Genomic DNA, 25,494 nt, shown 5'->3' with positions numbered 1-25,494 from the left:
TTTATTTGATTCTCGGTTCAGGTAATGGAACAAATTCTGTTTCGCCTGGAACTTTTGGGAAAGTTTGGTTTGTCCAGTCAGTTTTTGCTTTTTCGATGAGGTTTTTGTCTGAAGAAACAAAATTCCAAAAGATAAAATGTTCTTCAGGAAACGGAGTTCCTCCAAAGATATAAACCCTAGAGTTTTCGGAAATTTCAAACTCGCAGAGTGTACTGTCGGTTGTAATTAAAATTTGTTTCGGCTCATAAACGTGTTCACCGCTTTTAATTGTTCCTTCTAAAATATACAAACCGCTTTCGCCGAATAAATCCTTGCCAATGTTTATTTTTTTAGCATCGGTACTTTTGATTTCAATAAAATAAAGCGGACTGTAAACAGGAACCGGGGATTTTTTGCCAAAAGCTTCACCGGCAATTAATTTATATGAAACTCCGTCTTCTTCCCAAGCTGGAATACCATCAGCTTCAACATGTGTAAAATTCGGATCCATTTGCTCTAATTCTTTAGGAAGCGCTACCCAAATCTGCAATCCGTGAAGCATTTTGTCTGAATGTCTTAAATATTCTGGTGTTCTTTCAGAATGCACGATTCCTTTTCCGGCAGTCATCCAGTTTACAGCACCTGGTTTTATTTCTAATTCTGTTCCTAAACTATCACGGTGCATGATGCTTCCTTCAAACAAAAAGGTCAAAGTCGAAAGTCCGATATGCGGATGCGGCGGAACATCCATATTTTGATGTTGATTTAAATGTGCAGGTCCCATATGATCAATAAACACAAATGGTCCGACAGCTCTTTTTTCACGGAAAGGCAATAAACGACCCACCATAAAATTACCAATATTGGCAGCACGTTCTTCGATGATTAAACTGATATTTGACATGGTATTTTTATTTGATTTGAAAACAAAATTAGAACAACTGGGCGTGTTTGTAACTTAATTTAGATTAAGAAAACTTGTTTTTGAATTATAAAAGTAAGGAAAACCTACGATGTTGTTTTTGTAGTGTAGATTAAATTTAACACATAGAAACATAGATTTAAAATTGTAAAAGGAAGATTATCTAAAAAAAAATCTAGATTTTCACACATAGCTATGTTTGTTAATGCAAGTGAAATGCCTTTTTACAGCACTGAAAACTATGTTTCTATGTGTTTAGAAATTAATCAATCAATTCAAATTCTAAAATTTCACTCTCAGTTCCATTTATAATAATCGACAACTGATGCGCTCCCGTATGAAAAACTCTCGTTGTAATCAATTTAAAAGATTGGTTTCTTTCGATTTTGGTTAATTGATTGGGCTGATAGGTTTTCTCACTGATTTTAAAGACTTTTTTCGCCAAATGCCCTTTTGCTTTTTTATAATGAACAGCATATTCTAAACGAATCGTTTTTGGTTCATTATTTTTATTATTTAAATGAAATTGGAATTGCAGATAATCTCCAATTTTTACAATGGGAGTTATTATTTCAAAAGAAGAAAGCTCAATATTGGAGCTTTCTAAGCCATAATGACTTAAAATTTCAGGATGACCTTGTTTTAATAAAGTTCGGCAGCCGTGTTTTATAATTCCGTCAGTTTCTTTACTGTGTCCTTTCCATTTTGAAGCAATTTCAAGTACAATCTGCGGATTATCTTTTGCAATATCATTTAAGTTATTGGCAACGCTTCTGCGGACATATTCTGATGGATCGTTTTTTAGATTGTCTAAAATTGGAAGAATAGGGGAAGGATCTTTTTTCAAAAACGGAATTGCCATTGCCCACGGTAATCTTGGGCGTGAACCTTCGCTGGCTAATCTTCGAACGTGATGACTTTTATGCAAAGACCATTTTGTCATCTCGTCGATCATTTGCTCTTTATATTTTAAAATAAAAGGACGAACTGCAAATTCGCAGCTTATAAACTGAGTTATAGAAACAAAGGCTTTCACCGAAGTTTTAAAATCGGCTAAACCGTACATTTCGATATAATCGGCAAAGAAAATGAATGCCAGATTACCATCGGTAAAATTATTTTTCTTTAAGTTTTCGATGATTTTATCAATTATAGAAACGGCTTCGGGGAAATTTTGCGGCATAAATTGGTGAAACACAACTGTGGTATGTTTCATTCTTTCTTTCCATTCTTTTTGAGCAAAATCACCTTCGTAAATTACCTCAATAAATTTTTGTTTGTTGAATGGCGGATATACTTCGGCGACAGCCTGACTAAATTTTTCGTAAAAAGAAACCGAGTAAATATCTTTAATTAATCCCATAAATTTTGCTTGATTGAACCTCAAAGATATTTAATGTTCTTTGATTTTTGACAAACAAATTATTTAAGAACAGGGATTTTTATTTAAGATATATCATAAAGGGCAATGCGTTTTTTTAAACGTTTTATAAAATAAATTGAGTTATAGGTAAGTAATAAAATAAAAGCCGAAAAATCAAAACTATGAATATTGATTTTTCGGCTTTTAAATAATTTAGTTTGGTAAACAAGAAAGATCTTTAGCAATTTTTAAGTAAAATTTATTCAACCAGTTTGTTGTAGATTGTTTATTATCTGGTGTAATAATACTAATATGGTCTTGCCCCTGAATAACGGGATGTACATCCCAAACGCCTTTTGGGGCTAATTTTCTATGAATTGTATCTGTTAAAATATAATCATGTCCAATTGGATATTGGCCAGAAGGCACACTTACTAATCCATCGCAAGGTCTCCACTTATTATACCCCAAAGGTAAGTCTAAGGTAGTTTTACCTATGCCAGCTCCATCTGGTTTTAATAGTGGATTCATATTATCCGAAGGTGTCCAGGTTCCATCTGATTGCTCTGTCATATCATTAAATGAATAAGAAGCATAGTATACATTACGAGAACTTTTTGCCCAATAATTTTGCATTTGCGATGCTTTTACGCTTAAATCATAAACGCAATTATCCTGTGACTGCCAAAAACGGGCTGCAGAACCTTCATCTGCCGCTGTTTTGCCAAAAACACGTTCCATGTATGCTTTAGGACTTTCGTTTTCCTGTCTTTGAAGCCCCCATTGTCCCAAATCAAAATTATAAATGGCATTTTCTTCGAGCACAATTCCGCCCATTGCACCCATACCAATCAGCATTTTCTTTATGTTATCACGAAAATCTACAAAATCTGCAGGCAGGGCGCCATCGTGAACACCAGAAACAGTTGTATGACTGGCTGCCCAGTTATTTTTTCCACCTTTAAATAAATCAGAAGTTGGTGCTTCATGAGGGCCGGGAATATAGGCTTTCTCCTGTTCATCACCGTTTTCGAGTAACTCAATTAATAATCTTGGGGTAGGGCCTCCCATACTATGTCCTATAAAATGAACTTTGTTGGCAGCACTCCATTTAGGGTAAAATCCCGGGTAGGATTCTCCGTATCGATTGTGTCCGTGGCGCATAGCATGCACAGCTCCATAATCGACCACACCACCCACTATATTATAATACAATTCAACGGCTCGGTCCCAATTACTGGATAATGGCCCCATTGAAGCGGTATAGGTTGTATAACCCTGTGTGTTTAAATAAGTTTGAATATCACCTTTACCACCCCAATAATAAAAACCATTCATTTCATCTCTTCCCCAGCCGCACATTCCATGTACGAGTACTATAGGATAATTATTTTGACGATGAGCTGGATAGGCGGGTAAATTTGCCGTGGGTTGTTCTCCCGGAATATAAGGCTGAGGAGCAGGATTATCTTCCTTATCGCAAGAAAAGAAAAGTGCAGCAAAAATCAATAAGAGCGTAAATTTGTTCATCTTTATAAAATTTAATTAATAGAATAGGTTTAAATTTTTTGAAACTATTTTGAAATTTTATTCCTGTAAATAGTTCATACTGTTTAAACTGGTTTTGATATTTTTAATAGCTATTCTGATAAAGGTATTTTTAAAATGAACTAACAAGCATCCTTTAAAAGTTTTTAAAATAACATTATAAGTTTTTTTTGCAGGTTTGTAATGGAATCACTTTGTTATCAACATTTAAATAAAAAATTAAGTTTTTTTCAAATGCTCTAAATTTTCAAATCCATAAAATAAGTCCTAATTTAGCATATTATTAAAATTAGAAAAATGATAAGCGAAGCTCAATTTCAAGCAGAATTGCAACTTTTGATAAGCAATGCCATTAGAGAGGATGTTGGTTCAGGCGATTATAGTTCACTTGCCTGTATTCCTGATACTGCTCATGGCCAGGCAAAATTACTGGTAAAAGATCAGGGAATAATTGCCGGTGTTGAAGCAGCCAAAATGATATTTGAACATGTAGATCCAAAACTAAAAGTAAAAACGTTTATTGAAGACGGAACACATGTAGAATACGGCGAAGTTGTTTTTGAGGTTTCAGGAAGCTCACAGTCTATTTTAAAGGCCGAAAGAGTGGTTTTGAATACAATGCAGCGTATGTCTGCCATTGCTACAAAAACAAGTCATTTAATGAAACTTTTAGAAGGAACTAATGCTAAAATATTAGATACACGTAAGACTACGCCAAATTTTAGAGTTGCTGAAAAATGGGCTGTAAAAATAGGCGGAGGTGAAAATCACCGTTTTGCCCTTTATGATATGATTATGCTAAAAGACAATCACATTGATTTTGCCGGCGGAATAACACGTGCGATATCTAAAACTAAAGAGTATTTAAAAGAGCATAATCTGGATTTGAAAATTATTGTGGAGGCCCGTAATCTTGATGAAATTAGAGAAATTTTGCTAAGCGACGGCGTTTACAGAATACTGATTGATAACTTTAATTATGCAGATACAAAAACAGCAGTAAATTTGATTGGTACAAAATGCCAGACTGAATCTTCGGGGAATATAAGTGAAAAAACAGTTCGTGAATATGCTTTATGTGGTGTAAATTATATTTCATCAGGTGCTTTAACGCATTCTGTTTACAATATGGATTTGAGCTTAAAAGCTTTTTAATAAAGTTATGAATTTTGAGTTATAAGTTATAAGTTATAAGTTATAAGTTATGAGTTATGAGTTATGAGTTTGGTTTTGAAAACAATTGATTATAAATAAATCTAAATTCTAAAATCTAAAATCAAAAAAAATATGTCAAAAGAAATAGAAGATCGGATTGAAAAACTGCCTGTAATACGCAATGCAGCCCGATTTTTTAAGAGAATAAAACTACCTTGGTTAGAAGGTTTTTCACTGTATGATTTGCTTGAAATGTACACTTTAGGAATTCTTGAAGGAGCATTTTCGTATCATGCCAGTGCAGTTTCTTTTAGTTTTTTTATGGCTTTATTTCCTTTTGCCTTATTTATTTTAAATTTAATTCCGTTTATCCCTATAGATAATTTTCAGAATGATTTTCTTCAATTTGTGCAGCAAGGCGTTCCTCCAAATACCTATGATGCAATTAGTAAAATCATCAGTGACATCTTAAATAATAGTCATTCAGGTTTATTATCATCAGGTTTTTTGCTTTCTATTTTTTTGATGGCCAATGGTGTTAACGGAATTTTAAGTGGTTTCGAATCATCTAAACACGTATTTGATAAACGTGGTTTTTTCAGGCAATACTTGGTTGCCTTGGCAATTTCACTTCTAATGACTATTATATTGTTTGTGACTGTGGCGACAATTGTTGTTTTTGAGGTTTTTATTCAAAAAACAATCATTCAGGATGTATTGAGTGACCGTATTCCTCTTATCATTTTAGGACGATATTTATTTGTTGTTCTGATGATTTTGATAACATCTTCAATATTATTACGTTATGGTACAAAACAGTACAATAAAGTGCCTTTTATAAGTATTGGATCTGTTTTTACAACGGTACTAATTGTTATATCTTCGTTCTTTTTTGGGATTTGGGTTATAAAATTCTCAAAATACAATGAACTTTACGGTTCAATTGGAACATTATTAATTCTAATGTTTTATATTTGGATAAACTGTATGATTCTGCTTTTAGGGTTCGAATTGAATGCTTCTATCAGAAAATTAAAACAAAAAAAAAATAAATAATATGAAAAATTGGATGTTAATGATTGGTGTGTTTTTCTTTGCATTGAGTATTCAGGCTCAAAATGTTATAGGAAAATGGAAGACAATTGATGATGAAACAGGAGAAGCTAAATCTGTAGTTGAGATTTATGAAAAATCAGGAAAAATTTACGGAAAGATTGTAGAAATACTTCGCGAAAATCATAAAAAAGATGTTTGTATAAAGTGTGAAGGTGCCGAAAAAAACAAACCAATTTTAGGAATGATGATTATTAACGGTCTTAAAAAAGACGGTTCAGAATATAACGGAGGAACAATTTTAGACCCAACCAGCGGTAAAAAATACAAATGTTATATTTCATTAGAATCTGGAGATAAATTAAAACTTCGCGGTTATGTTGGAATTTCTATTATGGGAAGAACGCAGTACTGGACGCGAGTAAAAAACTAATTCAAAATTAAATGCGAAAATTAGCTTCAATAGTTTTATTCTTAGTCATAACCTTAAATAGTTTTGGACAAAAGAAGAATTCGCCATTACCAATAAGTCATCTTACAGGTGACTTTTATGTTTATAAAACATTTCATGATTATAATGGAACGTTGATTTCTGCCAATGCCATGTATCTTGTTACAGATAAAGGCGTTGTATTGTTTGATGCTCCTTGGGACGAAACTCAGTTTCAGCCTTTATTAGATAGTATAAAAGCAAAACATAATAAAGAAGTGATAATGCTTTTTGCAACACATTCTCATGATGATCGTGCAGGAGGATTTGATTTTTACAGAAAAAAAGGAATCAAAACATATTCGATTAAGTTAACAGATGATATTCTTAAAAAAGAGAACAAACCGAGAGCTGAATTTATAATTCCAAATGATAAGTTTTTTACAGTTGGACAGCATACTTTTGAGGTTTACTATCCGGGAAAAGGCCATGCGCCTGACAATATTGTAGTTTGGTTTAATAAAGAAAAAGTACTTTACGGAGCTTGTTTTATAAAAAGTGCCGATGCTCAGGATCTTGGTTATTTAGGAGATTCTGACGTAAAAGAATGGAAAAAATCGATTGGTAGAGTGAAGGTACAATTTAAGAATCCAAAATATATTATTCCAGGTCATGAAGACTGGACTAATACAGAATCTTTAAATCATACTTTGAAATTGGTTGATGAGTATTTAGCTCAAAAATCTTCAGGAAAAAAGTAACAGATAACTATTAAATTCTGATTGTAGTTAAAAAATAGTTTAATTTTGTTTGAATTAATAAGAGGAGATATGACTGTAACGGATAAAAATATATTGGAAACTTACTCAAATTTATTTGAAGGACTTAGTTTTTCAAATAAAATTGAACTTATAGAACGATTAACAAAGTCTATTAAAAGTAATAAGTCAAAAGAAAATAGTTTTTATAAATCTTTTGGAGCTTTTGCATCTGAAAAATCTGCAGAAGAAATTGTTTCTGATATAAAAGCTAATAGAAACTTTAAAAATAAGGAAATTAAGTTTTAATGGGATATTTACTAGATACAAGTATTTGTGTTTTCTTTCTTAGAGGAAAACTTAATCTTGATAAAACGGTGAAACAAGTAGGTTTAGAAAACTGTTATATTTCTGAAATAACAGTTGCTGAACTTCGTTTTGGCGCCGAAAACAGTGATGATCCTGTAAAATCTAATAAAGCTGTTAATATTTTTCTAAAAGGATTAACTATACTTCCAATTTTTGGGTCAATAAAGAGATATGCCATTGAGAAAGTTAGACTTAGAAAAATAGGAAAACCTATTAATGACGAGTTTGATCTTTTAATTGGAGTAACTGCAATCGAGAATCAATTGATTTTGGTTACTGATAATACTAAAGATTTTAAGCTTTTAGACGGAATTCAAATGGAGAACTGGTTTGAAAGAAGCTAAATATTTTTGTTCAAATACATTCTTCAATCTTTATTAAAATATCTGCATGTTTTTTATCGAAGTTATTTTACCGCTTTCCTTAGCAAAAACCTTTACATATCGTATTTCTGAGGCCGAATTCCATTTTATAAAAAAAGGAATGCGTGTGGCGGTGCCTTTTGGTAAAAGTAAAATATATACAGCCCTTGTATTAGATATACATGAAAATGCGCCGACATTATATGAGGCTAAAGAAATTCATCAAATTTTAGATGAAAAACCCATTGCAACCGAAACGCAGATTAAACACTGGCTTTGGGTTGCTAATTATTATATGTGCGGTATTGGTGATGTGTACCGCGGCGCATTCCCAACCGGATTATTATTAGAAAGTGAAACTATTGTTTCGCATAAACCAGAAGTTGTTGTAAACGATTCTGAACTTTCTGATGATGAATTTTTGGTATACGAAGCGCTGCAGCATCAGAATTCGCTTAAAGTTCAGGAAATTGCTTCGATTTTAAATAGAAAAAATATCCTGCCCATTCTTCAAAAATTAATAGCAAGAGATATTATTATTTTAGAAGAGGAAATAAAAGAAAATTACAAACCGAAACTGGTTCGGTATGTAAAATTACATTCACAGTACGAAACAGATCAGGGTTTGAGTGAGTTGTTGAATATTCTGAAAAGTGATAAACAAAAAGAAATTGTTTTGGCTTATTTTCAAATAAGTGCTTCAGAAAAAAAGCCAATAACAGTTAATAAACTGGTTGAAGTTTCAGGCTCAAGTTCAGCAGTTGTGAAAACTTTGATTAAAAATGAAATCTTAGAAGAATATTATTTACAGCAAGATCGTATTTTATTTAACGGAGAAAAAACAGATAAGGAATTACAATTAAGCGAAGCACAGCAAAATGCTTTTATCGCTATAAAAGAAAGTTTTTCTGAAAAAGAAGTCTGCTTGCTTCACGGCGTAACATCAAGCGGAAAAACAGAAATCTATATCAAATTAATTGAAGAATATCTGCAAACGGGAAGACAGGTTTTGTACCTGCTTCCGGAAATTGCACTTACAACACAGTTAGTTTCTCGTTTACGATTGCATTTTGGAGATAAAGTGGCTGTTTTTCATTCTAAATATAGTAATAATGAAAGAGTTGAGGTTTGGAAACAAACACTCGAAAATTCAGAAAAAGCTCAAATTGTAATAGGAGCGAGGTCGGCATTGTTTTTACCTTTCAATGATCTTGGTTTATTGATTGTGGATGAAGAACATGAACAGACTTTTAAACAGGCAGATCCAGCGCCGAGATATCACGCCAGAGATGCGGCAATTGTGCTGGCTAATTTTCATAATGCCAAAGTGCTTTTAGGCTCGGCAACGCCAAGTATTGAAACCTATTTTAATACGCAGAGCGAAAAATACGGCTTGGTTACGCTTACAGAACGTTATAACAATGTTCGAATGCCGGAAGTTGTTTTGGTTGATTTAAAAGACAAGCATTTCAGAAAGAGAATGACGGGGCATTTTAGCGATCTTTTAATTGAAGAAATTGCCGAGGCTTTGTCTCTGGGAGAGCAGGTAATTTTGTTTCAAAACAGACGAGGATATTCTCCTATAATAGAGTGTATCACCTGCGGACACGTACCACATTGTCAGCAGTGCGATGTGAGTTTGACTTTTCATAAATTTAAAAACCAATTACGCTGCCATTACTGCGGTTATGCAATTGCTAAACCAACGCATTGTCACAGCTGTTCCAGCATTGATTTAACGACTAAAGGTTTTGGAACAGAACAAATAGAGCAGGAGTTACTATCACTTTTTCCGAAGGCTAAAACAGCAAGAATGGATCAGGATACAACCCGTGGTAAATTCGGTTTTGAAAAGATTATCGATACCTTTAAAAATCGGGAAATCGATATTTTGGTTGGAACTCAAATGCTGGCCAAAGGTTTAGATTTTGATAATGTAAGCCTGGTTGGAATTATGAACGCTGATAATATGCTGCATCATCCTGATTTCAGGGCTTTTGAGCGCAGTTTTCAAATGATGACACAAGTTGCAGGAAGAGCCGGAAGATCAGAGAAACAGGGTAAAGTTGTTATTCAAACTTATAATCCGAGTCACAATACAATTCAACAGGTTACAAACCATAATTATATAGGTATGTATAAGGAACAATTGTATGACAGGCAGATTTATAAATATCCGCCGTATTTCAGGATTATTAAACTAACGATAAAACATCGCGATTTTGATAAATTGAAAGAAGGTTCAATGTGGCTGTATCAGGTTTTAAGCCAAAACCTGAATATGCCTGTTTTAGGTCCGGAAGAACCGGCTATAAGCAGAATTCGAAATGAATATATAAGAACTATATTAATTAAGATTCCACAAAACCTGCATTTAGGAAATACAAAAAAAACTATTCAGAAAATGTTGAATAGTTTTGAAGCTGTTGCTCAGTACAGAGCTATAAAAGTTGTTGTCAATGTCGACTTCTATTAATTAATTCAAGTTGCTAGTTTAATAATTCAATAAATAAATCGACTCTAAAAAAAATTAATCCCTGCGGGATATTTTTTCTGGCAGATTTTATTATTCTGCTGCCAATATTTAACTCCTAACGGAGTAACAAAAAAAATATCTCTGGATTACATATCGGTAGAAAAGATATTTCCAAGAATTTCAAATGTCCCTACGGGCAATGTCATTAAGTTAAGCTTTTAGAAAATAAAATTATTGCAAATCAAATCCGTGTTTATCAGCGTTTTTACGAAGTAAATCTGTTTTATCTGCGTCACAATTAGACGCTGATTTTACTGATTCGCTAAAGCGAAAACGCTGATAAAAACTGATTTTTCTAATTACTTTCTTAATTAAACTGTTAAGTAATTTTATAGATTTCCTCTTAACTTAATGACATTGCCCGTAGGGACTACACTTTATTAACTAGCAACTTGAATTAATTAGATGTCGACAATGCTTTTACTAAATCTTCTTTCTTGTTTCGGCTAAGCGGAATTTTGGTAATTCCAATTTCAGCAAATTTGCTATTAAAGCGTTCTACCTTATCAATATTAATGATATACGATTTGTGAACACGAATGAATTTGTCTTTTGATAAATCGTTTTCAAAAGATTTCATTGTCGAAAGTACCAGATTACTGTCGTCTTCAGTTACCACCCTTACGTAATCCCCAAAAGCTTCAATCCATTTGATTTTAGCTGTAAATATTTTAAGTTTTTTAAGGTTGCTTTTAATAAAAATATGTTCGCCTTCTTCTTCTTTAACCTCTTTTTTAAGCAAATGCATATCAATTGCTCTTTTTACTGAAGCATTAAAACGGTCTACAGCGATTGGTTTTTGCAGATAATCTGTGGCATCATAATCAAAAGCTTTTAAAGCATATTCAGCTTTAGAAGTGATAAAAATAATTTGTGGTTTAGATTTTAAACCATCAAGAAAATCAAAGCCATTGATGACTGGCATTTCTATATCAAGAAAAATTAAGTCGATATTATTTAGTGAGATACAACTTTTTGCTTCTATTGCATTAGAAAAATCCCCGATTAAGTGCAAACCTGGGTGATTATTAACTAATTTTGCAATAATTGTCCTTTGTATAGAACTATCATCCACAACAACACAGTTTAGTTTCATAACATTTTAATTTAGAATAAATTCAGGATAGCAGTAGTAAATATATAGTTTTTTTGGAAAAAAAACTAAAATGAACGTATATTTTTTGCATTATGACGAATAATAGAAAAATTGTGTTGTATATTTAAAAATAATGGTTACTTTTGCACCCAATTTTAACAAATAAATTTTTTATTTATGAATCATTATGAAACTGTTTTCATTTTAAATCCCGTTTTATCTGAGGTTCAGGTGAAGGAAACAGTAACGAAATTTGAAGAATTTCTTACTAGCAGAGGAGCTGAAATGGTATCAAAAGAGGATTGGGGTCTTAAAAAAATGGCTTACGAAATCCAAAACAAAAAAAGTGGTTTTTATCACTTATTTGAGTTCAAAGTAGCTGGAGAAGTTCTGATTGCTTTTGAAACTGAATTTAGACGTGACGAAAGAGTTATGCGTTTCTTAACTGTAAGTTTAGACAAGCATGCTATTTCATGGGCGGAGAGAAGAAGAGCAAAATTAAAATCTACTAAAGCTTAATTATTATGTCTACAATAGAGCAATCTGCAAAAGGAAAAAAAGACGGAGATATCAGATATTTAACGCCTTTAAACATTGAAACTAACAAAACTAAAAAGTATTGTCGTTTCAAAAAATCAGGAATCAAATACATCGATTATAAAGATGCTGATTTCTTATTGAAATTCGTAAATGAGCAAGGAAAAATTCTTCCTCGTCGTTTAACTGGAACTTCATTAAAATACCAAAGAAAAGTTTCTGTAGCTGTAAAAAGAGCTCGTCACTTAGCTTTAATGCCATACGTGGCCGATTTATTAAAATAATTAAAAACTCTAGTCGCTGGTTTCTGTTCAGGCAGAACCTAACTTCTAAAATATAAGGACAACAACATGGAACTTATTTTAAAACAAGACGTACAAAACTTAGGATTTAAAGATGATGTAGTATCTGTAAAACCTGGTTACGGTCGTAACTTTTTAATTCCTCAGGGTTTTGCTACATTAGCAACTCCTTCTGCTAAAAAAGTTTTAGCTGAAAACCTAAAACAAAGAGCACATAAAGAAGCTAAAATTGTTGCTGATGCAAAAGTATTAGCTGAAACTTTAAAAGCTCTTGAAATTAAACTTACTGCAAAAGCTGGTGGAGAGAAACTTTTTGGTTCTATCACAAACATCGATATTGCTGAAGCTTTAGAGAAATCTGGTAACGCTATCGACAGAAAATTCATCACTAGCGGTATCGTGAAACGTACAGGGAAATATTCTGCGAGCATCCGTTTACACAGAGATGTTATCGTTGAATTACCATACGAGATCATTGCTGAAAAATAACATTTTGTTAACTTCTTGTTAATAAAATATAAAAATCACTCTTAGGAGTGATTTTTTTTTGCCTAATTTTGAGTGAATTAACTCACTCAAAACCAGGAAAATGAAAAAACTATTTGCATTAATGTTATGTGTGCTGGGGCTCACCGCGGCCACAGGACAAACCACTACGTCGAGTATTAAGGGTATAGTAAAAAGTTCAGGTAATGAACTATTGCCGGGAGCTGGTATTTTAGCAGTTCATACTCCAACCGGAACTAAATATTCTGCCGTTTCCAATGAAGATGGAAGGTTTAATATTTTGAATATGAGAATTGGCGGACCTTACAAGATTTTAGTAACCTTTGTTGGATATCAAAGTCAGGAATATAATGACATATATCTGGATTTAGGAAAACCATTTAATATAGATGTACTTCTGGCTGATGAAAGTCAGACGCTTGAGGAAGTTAAAGTTACCTCAAAAGATAAAGTTTTTAAAAGCGGGAAAACCGGTGCTGAAACAACAATTGGAAGGAAAGAGCTAACAGCGCTTCCAACAATTTCAAGATCGGCAGAAGATTTTACCCGTTTAGAGCCAACTGCAAGCGGAGGTTCTTTTGGTGGTAGAAATGATCAATATAACAATTATTCTTTAAACGGAGCGGTTTTTAATAATCCATTCGGACTTGATGCTGCAACTCCAGGAGGGCAGACAGGTGCTCAGCCAATATCGTTAGATGCAATTGAGCAGATTCAGGTTGCTACAGCTCCTTATGACGTAACTTTATCCGGCTTTACAGGAGCTTCTGTAAATGCGGTTACCAAATCAGGAACGAATGAAATTCATGGTACAGCTTATGCATTCTATAGAAATCAGGATTTGACAGGTAGCAAGATTAAAGGAGAGAAAATATTTGTGCCTTCATTAGAGCAGACTCAGGCCGGATTTAGTTTGGGAGCACCGATTATTAAAGATAAATTATTCATTTTTGGGAATTTTGAAATTGATAAGCGAAGTGATTTAGGCTCTAATTTTGTTGCTAATAACAATGATGGGGTTACCGGAATTAATGAATCAAGAGTTCTGGAATCAGATTTAATCGCGGTTTCGAACGCTTTGGCAAATTTAGGTTATAATACCGGTGCCTATCAGGGATTTAAGCATGAATCAAATTCAAGCAAAGGGATTATAAAATTAGATTGGAATATTAATGATAATCATAAATTAGCGGTTATTTATAATTTTCTTGATGCCTCAAAAGATAAACCGGCACACCCAACAGCTCTTGGTTTTAGAGGACCAAATGCTTCTATATTGCAATTTCAAAATTCAGGATATCAAATCAATAATAAATTGAGTTCCTTTTTAGTGGAGCTGAATTCTAAATTCAGCGAATCGGTATCAAACAAACTGCAGGCAGGTTATACTCATTTTGATGATTACAGAGAACCGTTTTCTGTTCCTGCGCCTGTTATAAATATTCAGGACGGTGCAGGATCAAATTATATTATTGCAGGTCATGAACCTTTTTCTATAAATAATACATTAGATCAAAAAGTAATTCAAATTACTGATAATTTGACTTATACTGTAGGGAAACATGCTTTTACTTTTGGAACTTCTTTTGAGAAATTTGAATTTAAAAATTCTTTCAATTTAGCAGGGTATGATAATTTTGGAAACCCAAATGGTTATGCGGGAACATTTTTTACACCTTATTTTACAGTACAGGATTTCTTAAACGATGCTGCGCAGCCATATGCTACAAGTATTATTGCACAAAATCTTCAATATGCTCAAGATACATATAATACAAAAAGTCAATATGCTGTAGGCAGTGATGGCGGTTGGAAGCTGGCAGAGCTAAATGTAGGTCAATGGGCTTTTTATGCTCAGGATGATATTAGTTTAAGTGATGATTTTAAATTAGCCGTAGGTTTAAGAATTGATAAGCCTTTGTATTTTAATACTGCAGACTTAATTCAGAAATATATTGACACTGATAACGGCGGGGCAGGTAGAAATAATGATATTGATTATTATGATCCTCAAACGGGAGAAGCTGTTAAATTGATTTCGACGGATTTACCTAGTGACAGGATTTTGTGGTCACCACGTATAGGTTTTAACTGGGATGTAAAAGGCAATGCGACTTCGCAGCTTAGAGGAGGGTCTGGAATCTTTACAGGAAGAATTCCGTTTGTTTGGTTAGGAAATCAGGTAAGCGGCGCAGATGACAGCTTTTTGCAAATTATGGATCCGGATTATAAATGGCCGCAAGTATGGAGAACAAGTTTAGGTTACGATCATAGATTTGAAAGTAATTATATCGTAACGCTTGATTTGTCATATAATAAAGATATTAATGCGGTACATGTACAAAACTGGGGTTTAAAACCTCCAACAGGAGTATTGGCGGGTGTGGATAACAGACCAATTTATGTGGCGGCAGATCATGGCGAGAATAACGCTTATGTAATGACAAATTCTTGCAAAGGAAGTGCTTTTAATGCTTCTGCTAAAGTGCAGAAAACATTTGTAAATGGATTGTATGCAAGTATTGCTTATAATTATATGAAATCAAAAGATGTTAACTCTATTGAAGCAGAGATTACCGGAGATGCTTTTTCTTTTAATCCTGCTTTAGGAAATGTAAATAATGATGTGCTTTCGAATTCAAAATATGGTGATAATCATCGTTTTATTGGAGTAGCTTCAAAAAAATGGAAATACGGAAAAGATAAGTGGGCAACTACAGTTTCTGCGTTTTTTGAATATGCTCAGGGAGGACGTTTTAATTATACATATGGAGGAGATATTAACGGAGATGGTTCTACAGTAAATGATTTGATTTATATTCCAACAACTGCAGAAATTGCCCAAATGACTTTTAGCGGTGCTGGCCAGGGAGAAGCTTTTGATAAATTTATTTCGCAGGATAAATATATGAAAGACAGAAGAGGGCAGTATGCAGAACGTTATGGTGCAATATCGCCTTGGAGGGGACGATGTGATATTAAATTATTACAGGATTATAATTTTAAGTATTCATCGGCATCTGAAAAAACAAACACGATTCAGTTTAGTATCGATATTTTAAATTTTGGAAATTTATTAAATTCTGATTGGGGTGTTGTTCAGGTACCAACTAGTGTTCAGCCTATTGGGGTAACTGTTGTTGGAAATACGCCAACTTATACGTTTAATAATACCCAAACCAAAACATTTAGTTATGATGCCAGTTTAACGTCGAGATGGCAGGCTCAATTTGGTATTAGATACATTTTTTAGTAATAATAAAAAAGTTATAAATTTGCCCTCGCATTTGCGAGGGCTTTTTTTTTATTATTAAAAGTTCTTTTAAGGCGTTTAAACAATAAAAAAATAATGAAGTACGCAAGATTAACAAAAGAGCAGTTTGATGAATTACATGCAGAATTTGCAAGTTTTTTAGCAACTCAGGCAATAGATAAAGCAGAATGGGATTCTCTTAAAGTAAATAAACCGGAAGTTGCCGAGCAGGAACTGGATGTTTTTTCAGATTTAATCTGGGAAGGTGTTTTAGGCAGAGCAGAATTTTTAGAACATTTTTCAAAGAATCATATTTTTTTATTTCAATGTTTTGATACTTACGTACAATCGATAGTATTGAAATCATTACTTCCGGAAACTGATTTTTTGACGAAAGAAGGTTTGCAGTGGCTTAGTGATAATATGTTTACTGAAAATATCGAAATGAAAGTTGGAAAAAAGGTCTTTACTGAGGATAGAAATTCTTCAATTTTTGAATTGATTAAGCAGGGGGCTTTTCTAAGTGAAGGACAATTATTTAAGCAAATTAATACAATTTTAGAATCTTAGTTTGTAATAATTTCATTTTCAAAATTTTAAAAAAGGATAAGCAATCATGTTAATTGTTTATTCTTTTTTTACTTTTTTAACTTTTGTTTAGACTTTTGTGTTTTTTTATACCCGTATTTCTACGTGCTTTTTTGTTAATAATTAAATTTTTGAAATATCATCTAATTTTAACAGATTTTGAATTGTAATGTGTGTCAAAATGTTAAATTTCAATCGTTTTCGATATATTTTATGTAGTATTTAACTTATAAATATTAAATTTAACATAAAAATGTAAGTATTTTTAAGCCTAATAAAACAGGGTGTTTCGTAATAAAAACTCCGTATTTTCTTATATTAACAAAGATTTATTATTTTTTAAATTTTATTTTCTTTAAAAAAATAAGAATTTTACGCTTGTTTTATAATTTTGTTTTTTATAATTTTAGGATACAAAAGTTAAACAAAATGGTTTTCGGCTTTACTTCACTAAATACCAAAAGAAGATTTATCTGTATGACTTTTTAAAATCAAAATGTATACTATGTAATAATTATAATCGAATTGGCTTTGTAATAATAATTTTTAATCGACTGCTTATGGAATTGACATTTACTTTCTTTATTGAGTTTGCATTAGGTCTTCATATTATTTTAGCTTTATTTTTTATTATTCTGAAGAAAAACAAACTTCTACATCCTTTTGATTCTACTTTTTTTGTTACTGACTTTTTTCAAAAGTTTTCAATATTCAATTCTAAATATTTAAAGTGTTGTCTGCATTGTGTTGACGATAATATTGTCTGTTAAATTTTTTAATGGATAAAACCTTTAATGTTTAATTGATTCAATTTCGAATTTGGTTTTAGATGAATCAAAATCATAGAAAGAGTAATCAGCTTTCTATTTGAAATCGATTAAATATTATAGAATTAAAATTCTCCTCCCACACTTTAAATTTTCGTTTATGAAAATTCATTTAAAAACAAATCACTTCATTTGGAAGATTGATTCAGATCAATATTCCCCAAAAGTTTCGAGAATATTTTTATTTGAAGAAAATAAAAAGTTCTCATCTGTATACTTCGGTATATTAGATACAACATAATTTTTTTATAAAAATTTAAACTATAGTCTTTATGTGCTAAGGATTTGTTTTAGAGTTTAACTAATTGATTTTTAATGTTTTTTTTAATTGCCTAAGCATGCGTGCTTATGGCAGCAGGTATTTTATTGTCCATTTTCTAATCTTCCAAATTATGAAAAAAAAATTTACTTTTTGTAGTCTCAATTTTCAGAAGAGATTATTCGGACTATTATTTTTATTCTTATTATGCACAAATGTATTTTCGCAGACTATTTGCAGACCAGTGTCTCAAACAAATAGTCAAGGCGGATTTTTGTGCGTAGGATTAAACATTGATAGTCCTGCCAATGCTTATGACAGCGCTGGCTTAACGACTTTTGCAACCCTGACAAATTCTGTTGGTGTAAGCTGTTTCGTAGAAGAAACAATGACCTTGAACCAGACGGCCAGAGCAGGAGATCAAATTGCAATTTACTTTGGTACAGGAAATGGTTTGCTGGATCTTGGATTGTTATCTAATGTATCTCTTCAAGCCAAAATGTCTGGTACAAATGTAGGTTCAAGTGTGGCTTTAAATGATCCAAATTTGAATTTGAATTTTTTATTAGGAAACACTGTTGCGGTTGCAGAATATACCTTAACAGGCGATGCCAATCAAGTGCAAATTCAGGTTGGAGGGAATTTAAGTCTTTTGCTCAGCTTACGACTTTATGATGTTCGTTTAGAGTTTGCAGAACCAACAGTTACTGGCGGTTTATCACAAACTGTTTGTGCCGGGTCTGCGACAACGCTTACAGCGACTCCGGCCGCAGGAACTACGCTTGCATGGTATAGTTCTGAAACGTCGACTGTACCATTAGCAACAGGAAATACTTATACAACCCCTGTTTTAAATACTAATACCACTTATTACATTAGTATTTCCCGAACTGCCGGATGTGAAGGCAATGTCCGGGTACCAGTTGTTCTTAATGTTTCTAACCCGGTTGCACCGGCGGTTAATAACGCCGGGACAGCTATTTGTTCTACGGGAGCAACGCAGCAGACCACTTTAACGCTTTTAAATCCTATTCCGGGAACAACATACTCATGGTATTCTGTTTCAAGCGGCGGAACGGCACTGGCGACAGGAGATAATTATTCACCTACAGTACCTTTGGGTACCACAACCTTTTATGTCGAAGGTGCGATAGGCAGTTGTATAAGTCCTACACGAACTGCAGTAAATGTAGTTTCTACAGCAGTTCCTGTAACGCCAACAGTGTTAACGCAAAGTGTTACGATTCAGTCAGGTCAGAATACAACTTTAAATGCAGAAACTTCTGAACCCGGAGCACAATTAAACTGGTACGATGTAGCTGCAGGCGGAACGCCGGTTGCAACAAATACACCAAATTTTACGACACCTATTTTAACTGCAACAACAACATATTATGTTGAAGCTCAAAGTCCAAACGGCAGTTGTGTTAGTGCAGCTAGAGTTCCTGTAACGGTTACGGTACAATCGTCGGTTTTAGGCGGATGCCTTGAAGCCAGCAGTCAGCAGACAGCACAAAATGGTTTGTGTTTATTGTGTAGTTCTACAGATCCAAATAATTCTGTAGATGGAAATACAGCAACTGCAGCGAGACTTACGGTTCCTCTAGGTTTAATTAATGGATGGATTCAGCAGACATTGCAATTTACCAATCCAGGTAAAACGGGTGACATCGTTGATGTTGAATTAGAAATACCAGGCGGATTAACCAATCTTTCATTATTAGGAGAGATTAGTCTGGCAACGTATAATGGAGCTACATATAATAATGACAGAATTTCAATTGACAATCCGTCAATTATTTTGCAAGCATTAAGCGGAGACCGTTTTAGAGCAAGTGTAACTGCCGGAGCAAATTTTGATCGTGTAGAAATTCGATTAGGAGGTTTGGCTGCATTAGTAGCAAATTTAGATATTTATCAGGCTTCATATAGATATAAAGCTCCGGTTATAACAGGCAGCACAACTGTTTGCAGCGGACAAACGACAACATTAACCGCTGCTCTTGCAGTTGGTGAAACTGTTAATTGGTATAGTGCAGCGACTGGCGGGGCCTCATTAGCTTCTACAGCCGCATTTACGACTCCGGCTTTAACAACTGGAACAACTTATTATGTTGAAGTAACAAGAAATGGCTGTGTTAACAGTGAAAGAAATCCGGTTCTTGTTACAGTAAATAATCCAATTGCACCAGCATCAGTTGTTGCTTCACCTGCAAATATATGTAGCGGAGATACAACAACAATAACGGTTCAATCACCAGTTGTAGGCACGACCTATAATTGGTATGATGCGGCTTCAAACGGAAATTTATTGTTTACAGGGACTTCTTATACAACACCAAATTTAACTGCTCCTGTAACTTATTATGTTGAAGCGGTTATTGGAAGTTGTTTAAGTGCTGCACGTACTCCGGTAAATGTAAATATAAATCCACAACCTTCAGTACCTGTTCCTGTCTCTTCAAATGTGATTATTCAGTCAGGTCAGAGTGTGATGTTGGCAGTTACAAGTTCACCTGGAATTGGATATACATGGTATGATGCTCCAACGGGAGGAACTATTTTAGAGCCTACTAGTAGTACATATACTCCAACTCCGGCTTTAACTGCAAATAAAACATTTTATGTGGAGGCTGTAGATTTAGCAACAGATTGTGTCAGTAGTGCAAAAGCTGTAATTAATGTTACAGTAATTAATGCAATTAATAGTTGTTTGCAAGCTGGCTCTCAAATAACAAGTACAGGTGGTTTGTGTGTTTTGTGTACTTCTGCTAATCAAAATAATTCTGTAGATGGTGATATAAGTACATATGCAGAACTTACTGTACCGCTTGGTGTTACAGGTTATATTCAGCAGCTTTTGACTTTTGCTACGCCAGGTCAGACAGGAGATATAATTGATGTTGAATTAGAAATACCAGGCGGATTATCTAATAATTCATTATTAGGAGCGGTTAGCCTGGCAACGTATAATGGAGTAACGTATAATAACGACAGGGTTGCAATTACCAATAATTTATTGAACCTTCAGCCACTGACAGGAAATAGATTTAAAGCAAGTTTTACTGCAGCCGCACCATTTGATCAGGTTGAGGTAAGATTAGGAGGTTTGGCAACAGCATTAGCTAATTTATACATTTATGCAGCTTCTTACAGATTTCCAAATGCAGTAATAACAGGAGCTTCGGTACCAATTTGTTCAGGGCAGACAGCTTCTTTGACAGCTTCTTCTACAGGAACAGAAACCTTTACATGGTATGATGCTCCAACAGGAGGAAACATTGCTGCAGTTAATCCAACTGCCCCTTTAACATCTACTACAACATATTATTTAGAAGGAACTCGAGGAGGAACTTGTATTAATAGTTTACGTCAGGCTGTTACCGTTACAGTACTGCAAATTCCTACAGATGCTGATGTTATAATTACAACTCCGGTTGAGGCTACTTGTGCCGGAGATGCAGTTTTAACCCCAACATCATCAACAATTACAGGAGCTGAGTTTAGATATTATACGGATCAAAATAAAACTCAGGAAATTATAACCGGAACAACTGTAGTAAGTCAGCCGGGAGTAACATTTACTAAAGATGCTATAACAGGAGAACTTACTATTGCAGGTTTAAATGCTGCAGGAACACCTTATAATTATTTTGTCTCAATTTTAAATGGAGGTACTTGTGAAAATGTTAATGGAACATTAAAACAAGTAACTGTTAACTTTCCCTCTACTACTGTTTTAACTGTAAACGCAGCATTGACAGGCTGTGGAAGTGCTAATTTAAGAGATGCAATAACTAATTTTGATTCAACAGGAAATACAACTTATACTTTCTACGATCCATCAAATAATGTAATAACTTCAGATGCTGCTGCTAATATTACAGTAAGCGGTGTTTATTCAATTTTGGCTCAGGGTAATGGAGTTACTTGTCCTTCAGTACTTCAGTCTGTATCAGTAACAATAAATGCCTTGCCAAGCCTGGTAGTAACAAACCCATCAGAATCAGTAAATATAGGCTCAAATGTTACCTTAACAGCGGTTTCAACAGGAACAATTTCATGGTTTGATCCGCAAGGAAATGCTTTAACGGGACCAACTTTTACTACTGGGGTTTTAAATACACCGGGAGTTTATACTTATACCGTTGTTGCCAATGACGGAATCTGTTCTGCAACAGCAGCAAAAGTTATCAATGTAATTGATCTTAGCAGCTGTCAATCTTTAACAGAAAGAGTTTATGCTACTGCACAAACATCAGGAACAATGATTACAGGAACTGTTACTGACGGTGCAAATGCAGTTGACGGAGATCCGCAGACGTTCTCTACAATTACAACAGGTTTAGGACTTTTAGGAGTTGGTACAACCTGGCAAAATTTAACCTGGCCGGCACCTATTGTAAAAGGAACGCCGGTAACTATTAAATTAGGTTCTGAATCCAACGTATTAACGGTTGGTCAAAATTTATCAGTAATAGGAACTATAGGCGGAGTTGATATTGGAACGATGCAGCCCGTATCTGGCCCATTATTGAATTTAATTCCTGGAGATAATACCTTTGAGTTTACTTTTGTTCCTTCAGATGTTTCGGGTCCGCAGAATTATGACGGAATACGTATTCAGTCAGCTTCGCTTTTAACTGTTGTTCAAAACACAAAAGTATTCGATGCTCATTACAACAGATCAGTTTCAAGTGCGGTTTGTACGCCAGGTGATATTCGCGATATTTTTTATGGAGCAACTGATTTGGGAGCTGTAACTGTTACAGGTGCAATAGGAGTGAGCGATGCGTGGAATGTTGCAGACAATGATATTGCAACTTTTGCTACAATGTACAGCGGAGCTGGGGCTTTGGCCGCAGCCGACTTAACAGTCGAATTTAAAACACCATCAGTAGTAAGTGATACACTAAGGATTGTCGTTTCAAGACCAGGTTCAATTTTAAGTGTTAATTTATTAAATGGATTTACTATTCAGCGTTACTTAGGAAGTGTTGCTGTTGGAGCACCAATTGACAATTCAAGCCCATCATTTAGCTCAAACTTATTGCCGGGAAATACAATGGCAATGGTTCTGGTTTCTTCACCAACAGAATCATACGATAGAGTAAGAATTCGTTTAGGGGGAACTGTAGGAGTATTAGATTTATTAAGAATTCACACGGTAGAAAGAGCTGCAAACACAACCGTAATAGGAGCCGATCCGGATAATAAAATAACAGTTTGCCCGGGAGCAGATATAACGCTTCAAATACCCGAAGAAGCCTGTTCAACCTATATTTGGTATGATGCACCAACAGGAGGAACTGCACTTGCTACAGGAATTACTTATACAGTACCGGCAAGTTTACCAGCAGGAATCTATAAATATTATGTTCAGCCAGTACGTTATGGCTGTGAAACTTTTGCAAGAGGAGAAGTAACAGTTGAAATTAAAGCTTCTGCTCCGGTAAATGCTTTAACAAATATTACGTTAAACGGAGGAACGGCAACTTCAATTTGTTCTCCATCAGGAACTGTAACTTTAGCCGCAAGTTTGAGCGGAACACCAGTTTTAACAACTCCAGTTTACTATTGGTACAGTTTTAACGGAACAACAAGTCAGTTAATTACCGGAGAAACAACTTCACAGTTAATCGTTAACGGATTAGCTCCGGGAACTTACACCTATTATGTAGGAGTTAGCGGAGATCAATTTTGTGAAACTGCAGCTGCAGACAGAAAACAAATTACATTTACAATTCTGCCTCCTTCAACTGTAAATGATATTTTAGTTGATGACTTAACAGTTTGTCACAGCGTATCGGCATCATTAACTCCAACTGCACCAACACTAACAAATCCGGTATTTACCTGGTATTTAGATGCAGCTAGGACACAGCCAATAACAAATGGTTCAGTTATAGGAGGAGTTACTTATACAATCAATACAGCGGGTGTTTTAACAGCTGTAGGATTAACAAAAGCAATGAGTCCAATTACTTATTATGCGGCAGCGGCCAGTGATAATACTTGTGAAAATCTTGCAGGAACATTACAAGATGCTGTAATTATCATAAGTGATCCAAATACGCCGACAACTATAGATACCACACAAGATTTCTGTTTAATTGATGCACCAACAATTGCAAGTATTCAGGTAAATGAATCAAATGTAATTTGGTATACTGCTCCAACAGGCGGAACAGCTTTATTATCAACTGCAGCGTTAACAAGCGGTATTTATTATGGAGCTGCTACAGATGTAATTACAGGTTGCGAAAGCAGCGTAAGATTAGCAGTAACAATTTCAGTTACAGATCCAGGAACACCAACTACAGCAGATACGACACAAGATTTCTGTTTAGTTGATGCTCCGACAGCTGCCGATATTCAGGTAAACACACCAGCGGTTGGCACAATAGTTTGGTACACAGCTGCTACTGGCGGAACAGCAGTTCCTTCGACAACAGCATTAGCAACAGGAACTTATTACGCTTCAATTTTAAATCCAGTAACAAACTGCGAAAGCAATATAAGATTAGCAATTACTGTAAGCGTAACCGATCCAGGAACACCAACTACTACAGATGCAGCACAAGACTTCTGTTTAGTTGATGCTCCGACAGTTGCCGATATTCAGGTAAATGCACCAGCTGTTGGCACAATAGTTTGGTACACAGCTGCTACTGGCGGAACAGCAGTTCCTTCGACAACAGCATTAGCAACAGGAACATATTACGCTTCAATTCTAAACCCAGCAACCAACTGCGAAAGCAATATAAGATTAGCAATTGCTGTAAGCGTAACCGATCCTGGAACACCAGCGACTACAGATACTGCACAAGATTTCTGTTTAGTTGATGCGCCAACCGTTGCCGATATTCAGATAAACACACCAGCGGTTGGCACAATAGTTTGGTACACAGCTGCTACTGGCGGAACAGCAGTTCCTTCGACAACAGTATTAGCAACAGGAACATACTACGCTTCAATTTTAAATCCAGCAACCAACTGCGAAAGCAATGTTAGATTAGCAATTGCCGTAAGTGTAACCGATCCTGGAACACCAACTACTACAGATGCCACACAAGATTTCTGTTTAGTTGATGCGCCAACCGTTGCCGATATTCAGGTAAACACACCAGCGGTTGGTACAATAGTTTGGTACACAGCTGCGACAGGCGGAACAGCGATTCCAACTACAACAGCATTAGCAGCAGGAACTTATTATGCTTCAATTTTAAATCCAGCAACCAACTGCGAAAGCAATGTTAGATTAGCAATTGCCGTAAGTGTAACCGATCCTGGAACACCAACTACTACAGATGCCACACAAGACTTCTGTTTAGTTGATGCGCCAACCGTTGCCGATATTCAGATAAACACACCAGCCGTTGGAACAATAGTTTGGTATACTGCCGCAACAGGCGGAACAGTAGTTCCTTCGACAACAGCATTAGCAGCAGGAACATATTATGCTTCAATTCTAAACCCAGCAACAAACTGCGAAAGTAATGTTAGATTAGCAATTGCCGTAAACGTAACCGATCCTGGAACACCAGCGACTACAGATGCAGCACAAGACTTCTGTTTAGTTGATGCTCCGACAGTTGCCGATATTCAGGTAAATGCACCAGCGGTTGGCACAATAGTTTGGTACACAGC

General features: G+C 34.7%; 17 protein-coding genes. 13 read left to right on the top strand and 4 right to left on the bottom strand.

Going from position 1 to position 25,494, the window contains the following annotated elements:
• Position 1: 1 nt before the first annotated feature.
• From LUU93_RS15870 to LUU93_RS15860, 3 genes are all read right to left on the bottom strand, one after another.
• Positions 2-883, bottom strand: coding sequence for a pirin family protein (locus tag LUU93_RS15870; RefSeq protein WP_232682156.1), 882 nt, complete (start codon positions 881-883; stop codon positions 2-4).
• 280 nt (positions 884-1,163) lie between these two features.
• Positions 1,164-2,264, bottom strand: a complete 1,101-nt coding sequence (locus LUU93_RS15865) for a DNA alkylation repair protein (protein WP_232682155.1) — start codon at positions 2,262-2,264, stop codon at positions 1,164-1,166.
• 213 nt (positions 2,265-2,477) lie between these two features.
• Complete coding sequence (locus LUU93_RS15860) at positions 2,478-3,794, bottom strand: esterase/lipase family protein (RefSeq protein ID WP_232682154.1); 1,317 nt, start codon at positions 3,792-3,794, stop codon at positions 2,478-2,480.
• A gap of 315 nt (positions 3,795-4,109) precedes the next feature.
• On the opposite strand from LUU93_RS15860, the gene nadC reads away from it, so the two are divergent.
• The 7 genes from nadC (at position 4,110) to priA (ending at position 10,415) form a co-directional block, all read left to right on the top strand.
• Positions 4,110-4,967 (top strand): carboxylating nicotinate-nucleotide diphosphorylase, encoded by an 858-nt coding sequence (gene nadC, locus LUU93_RS15855; RefSeq protein WP_232682153.1) that lies wholly within the window; start codon positions 4,110-4,112, stop codon positions 4,965-4,967.
• A gap of 132 nt (positions 4,968-5,099) precedes the next feature.
• Positions 5,100-6,023, top strand: a complete 924-nt coding sequence (locus tag LUU93_RS15850; RefSeq protein ID WP_232682152.1) for a YihY/virulence factor BrkB family protein — start codon at positions 5,100-5,102, stop codon at positions 6,021-6,023.
• Position 6,024: 1 nt separating this feature from the next.
• Positions 6,025-6,453 carry a DUF2147 domain-containing protein gene (locus LUU93_RS15845; RefSeq protein WP_232682151.1) on the top strand — a complete coding sequence of 143 codons (429 nt, stop codon included), beginning with the start codon at positions 6,025-6,027 and terminating at the stop codon, positions 6,451-6,453.
• 11 nt (positions 6,454-6,464) lie between these two features.
• Entirely contained in the window at positions 6,465-7,211 is a 747-nt protein-coding gene (gene bla-B1-FLAV / locus LUU93_RS15840; protein ID WP_232682150.1) for a subclass B1 metallo-beta-lactamase, read from the top strand.
• Between the two features lie 45 nt (positions 7,212-7,256).
• Entirely contained in the window at positions 7,257-7,517 is a 261-nt protein-coding gene (locus LUU93_RS15835) for a hypothetical protein (protein ID WP_232682149.1), read from the top strand.
• Complete coding sequence (locus tag LUU93_RS15830; protein ID WP_232682148.1) at positions 7,517-7,921, top strand: type II toxin-antitoxin system VapC family toxin; 405 nt, start codon at positions 7,517-7,519, stop codon at positions 7,919-7,921. The genes LUU93_RS15835 and LUU93_RS15830 overlap by 1 nt, the downstream gene beginning before the upstream one ends.
• A gap of 46 nt (positions 7,922-7,967) precedes the next feature.
• Complete coding sequence (gene priA / locus LUU93_RS15825; RefSeq protein ID WP_232682146.1) at positions 7,968-10,415, top strand: replication restart helicase PriA; 2,448 nt, start codon at positions 7,968-7,970, stop codon at positions 10,413-10,415.
• Positions 10,416-10,872: 457 nt separating this feature from the next.
• Here priA and LUU93_RS15820 read toward each other — a convergent pair whose 3' ends face one another.
• Complete coding sequence (locus tag LUU93_RS15820) at positions 10,873-11,571, bottom strand: LytR/AlgR family response regulator transcription factor (RefSeq protein WP_053473460.1); 699 nt, start codon at positions 11,569-11,571, stop codon at positions 10,873-10,875.
• Between the two features lie 177 nt (positions 11,572-11,748).
• Between LUU93_RS15820 and rpsF the strand changes: the two genes are divergently transcribed.
• From rpsF to LUU93_RS15790, 6 genes are all read left to right on the top strand, one after another.
• Positions 11,749-12,090, top strand: a complete 342-nt coding sequence (rpsF, locus tag LUU93_RS15815) for a 30S ribosomal protein S6 (protein WP_007810575.1) — start codon at positions 11,749-11,751, stop codon at positions 12,088-12,090.
• Between the two features lie 5 nt (positions 12,091-12,095).
• The gene (rpsR, locus tag LUU93_RS15810; RefSeq protein ID WP_002987043.1) at positions 12,096-12,392 is read left to right on the top strand and encodes a 30S ribosomal protein S18; all 297 of its coding nucleotides are present in this window, start codon (positions 12,096-12,098) and stop codon (positions 12,390-12,392) included.
• Positions 12,393-12,458: 66 nt separating this feature from the next.
• The gene (gene rplI / locus LUU93_RS15805) at positions 12,459-12,899 is read left to right on the top strand and encodes a 50S ribosomal protein L9 (RefSeq protein WP_232682145.1); all 441 of its coding nucleotides are present in this window, start codon (positions 12,459-12,461) and stop codon (positions 12,897-12,899) included.
• 100 nt (positions 12,900-12,999) lie between these two features.
• Entirely contained in the window at positions 13,000-16,170 is a 3,171-nt protein-coding gene (locus LUU93_RS15800; RefSeq protein ID WP_232682144.1) for a TonB-dependent receptor, read from the top strand.
• A gap of 96 nt (positions 16,171-16,266) precedes the next feature.
• The gene (locus LUU93_RS15795; RefSeq protein WP_232682143.1) at positions 16,267-16,740 is read left to right on the top strand and encodes a DUF6495 family protein; all 474 of its coding nucleotides are present in this window, start codon (positions 16,267-16,269) and stop codon (positions 16,738-16,740) included.
• A gap of 1,237 nt (positions 16,741-17,977) precedes the next feature.
• Positions 17,978-25,494, top strand: a 7,517-nt coding sequence (locus tag LUU93_RS15790; protein ID WP_232682142.1) for an immunoglobulin domain-containing protein, incomplete at its 3' end; no start/stop codon positions are given.

The organism is Flavobacterium soyae, assembly GCF_021245985.1.
Lineage (GTDB): Bacteria > Bacteroidota > Bacteroidia > Flavobacteriales > Flavobacteriaceae > Flavobacterium > Flavobacterium soyae.
The sequence above is the reverse complement of the archived record's forward strand: the minus strand, read 5'-3'. Positions and strand labels throughout refer to the sequence as shown.

What these genes read in the sequence shown, in the direction of transcription:
- LUU93_RS15870 (WP_232682156.1), bottom strand. Translation starts at nt 883, where the DNA reads ATGTCAAATATCAGTTTAATCATCGAAGAACGTGCTGCCAATATTGGT.
- LUU93_RS15865 (WP_232682155.1), bottom strand. Translation starts at nt 2,264, where the DNA reads ATGGGATTAATTAAAGATATTTACTCGGTTTCTTTTTACGAAAAATTT.
- LUU93_RS15860 (WP_232682154.1), bottom strand. Translation starts at nt 3,794, where the DNA reads ATGAACAAATTTACGCTCTTATTGATTTTTGCTGCACTTTTCTTTTCT.
- nadC (WP_232682153.1), top strand. Translation starts at nt 4,110, where the DNA reads ATGATAAGCGAAGCTCAATTTCAAGCAGAATTGCAACTTTTGATAAGC.
- LUU93_RS15850 (WP_232682152.1), top strand. Translation starts at nt 5,100, where the DNA reads ATGTCAAAAGAAATAGAAGATCGGATTGAAAAACTGCCTGTAATACGC.
- LUU93_RS15845 (WP_232682151.1), top strand. Translation starts at nt 6,025, where the DNA reads ATGAAAAATTGGATGTTAATGATTGGTGTGTTTTTCTTTGCATTGAGT.
- bla-B1-FLAV (WP_232682150.1), top strand. Translation starts at nt 6,465, where the DNA reads ATGCGAAAATTAGCTTCAATAGTTTTATTCTTAGTCATAACCTTAAAT.
- LUU93_RS15830 (WP_232682148.1), top strand. Translation starts at nt 7,517, where the DNA reads ATGGGATATTTACTAGATACAAGTATTTGTGTTTTCTTTCTTAGAGGA.
- priA (WP_232682146.1), top strand. Translation starts at nt 7,968, where the DNA reads ATGTTTTTTATCGAAGTTATTTTACCGCTTTCCTTAGCAAAAACCTTT.
- LUU93_RS15820 (WP_053473460.1), bottom strand. Translation starts at nt 11,571, where the DNA reads ATGAAACTAAACTGTGTTGTTGTGGATGATAGTTCTATACAAAGGACA.
- rpsF (WP_007810575.1), top strand. Translation starts at nt 11,749, where the DNA reads ATGAATCATTATGAAACTGTTTTCATTTTAAATCCCGTTTTATCTGAG.
- rpsR (WP_002987043.1), top strand. Translation starts at nt 12,096, where the DNA reads ATGTCTACAATAGAGCAATCTGCAAAAGGAAAAAAAGACGGAGATATC.
- rplI (WP_232682145.1), top strand. Translation starts at nt 12,459, where the DNA reads ATGGAACTTATTTTAAAACAAGACGTACAAAACTTAGGATTTAAAGAT.
- LUU93_RS15800 (WP_232682144.1), top strand. Translation starts at nt 13,000, where the DNA reads ATGAAAAAACTATTTGCATTAATGTTATGTGTGCTGGGGCTCACCGCG.
- LUU93_RS15795 (WP_232682143.1), top strand. Translation starts at nt 16,267, where the DNA reads ATGAAGTACGCAAGATTAACAAAAGAGCAGTTTGATGAATTACATGCA.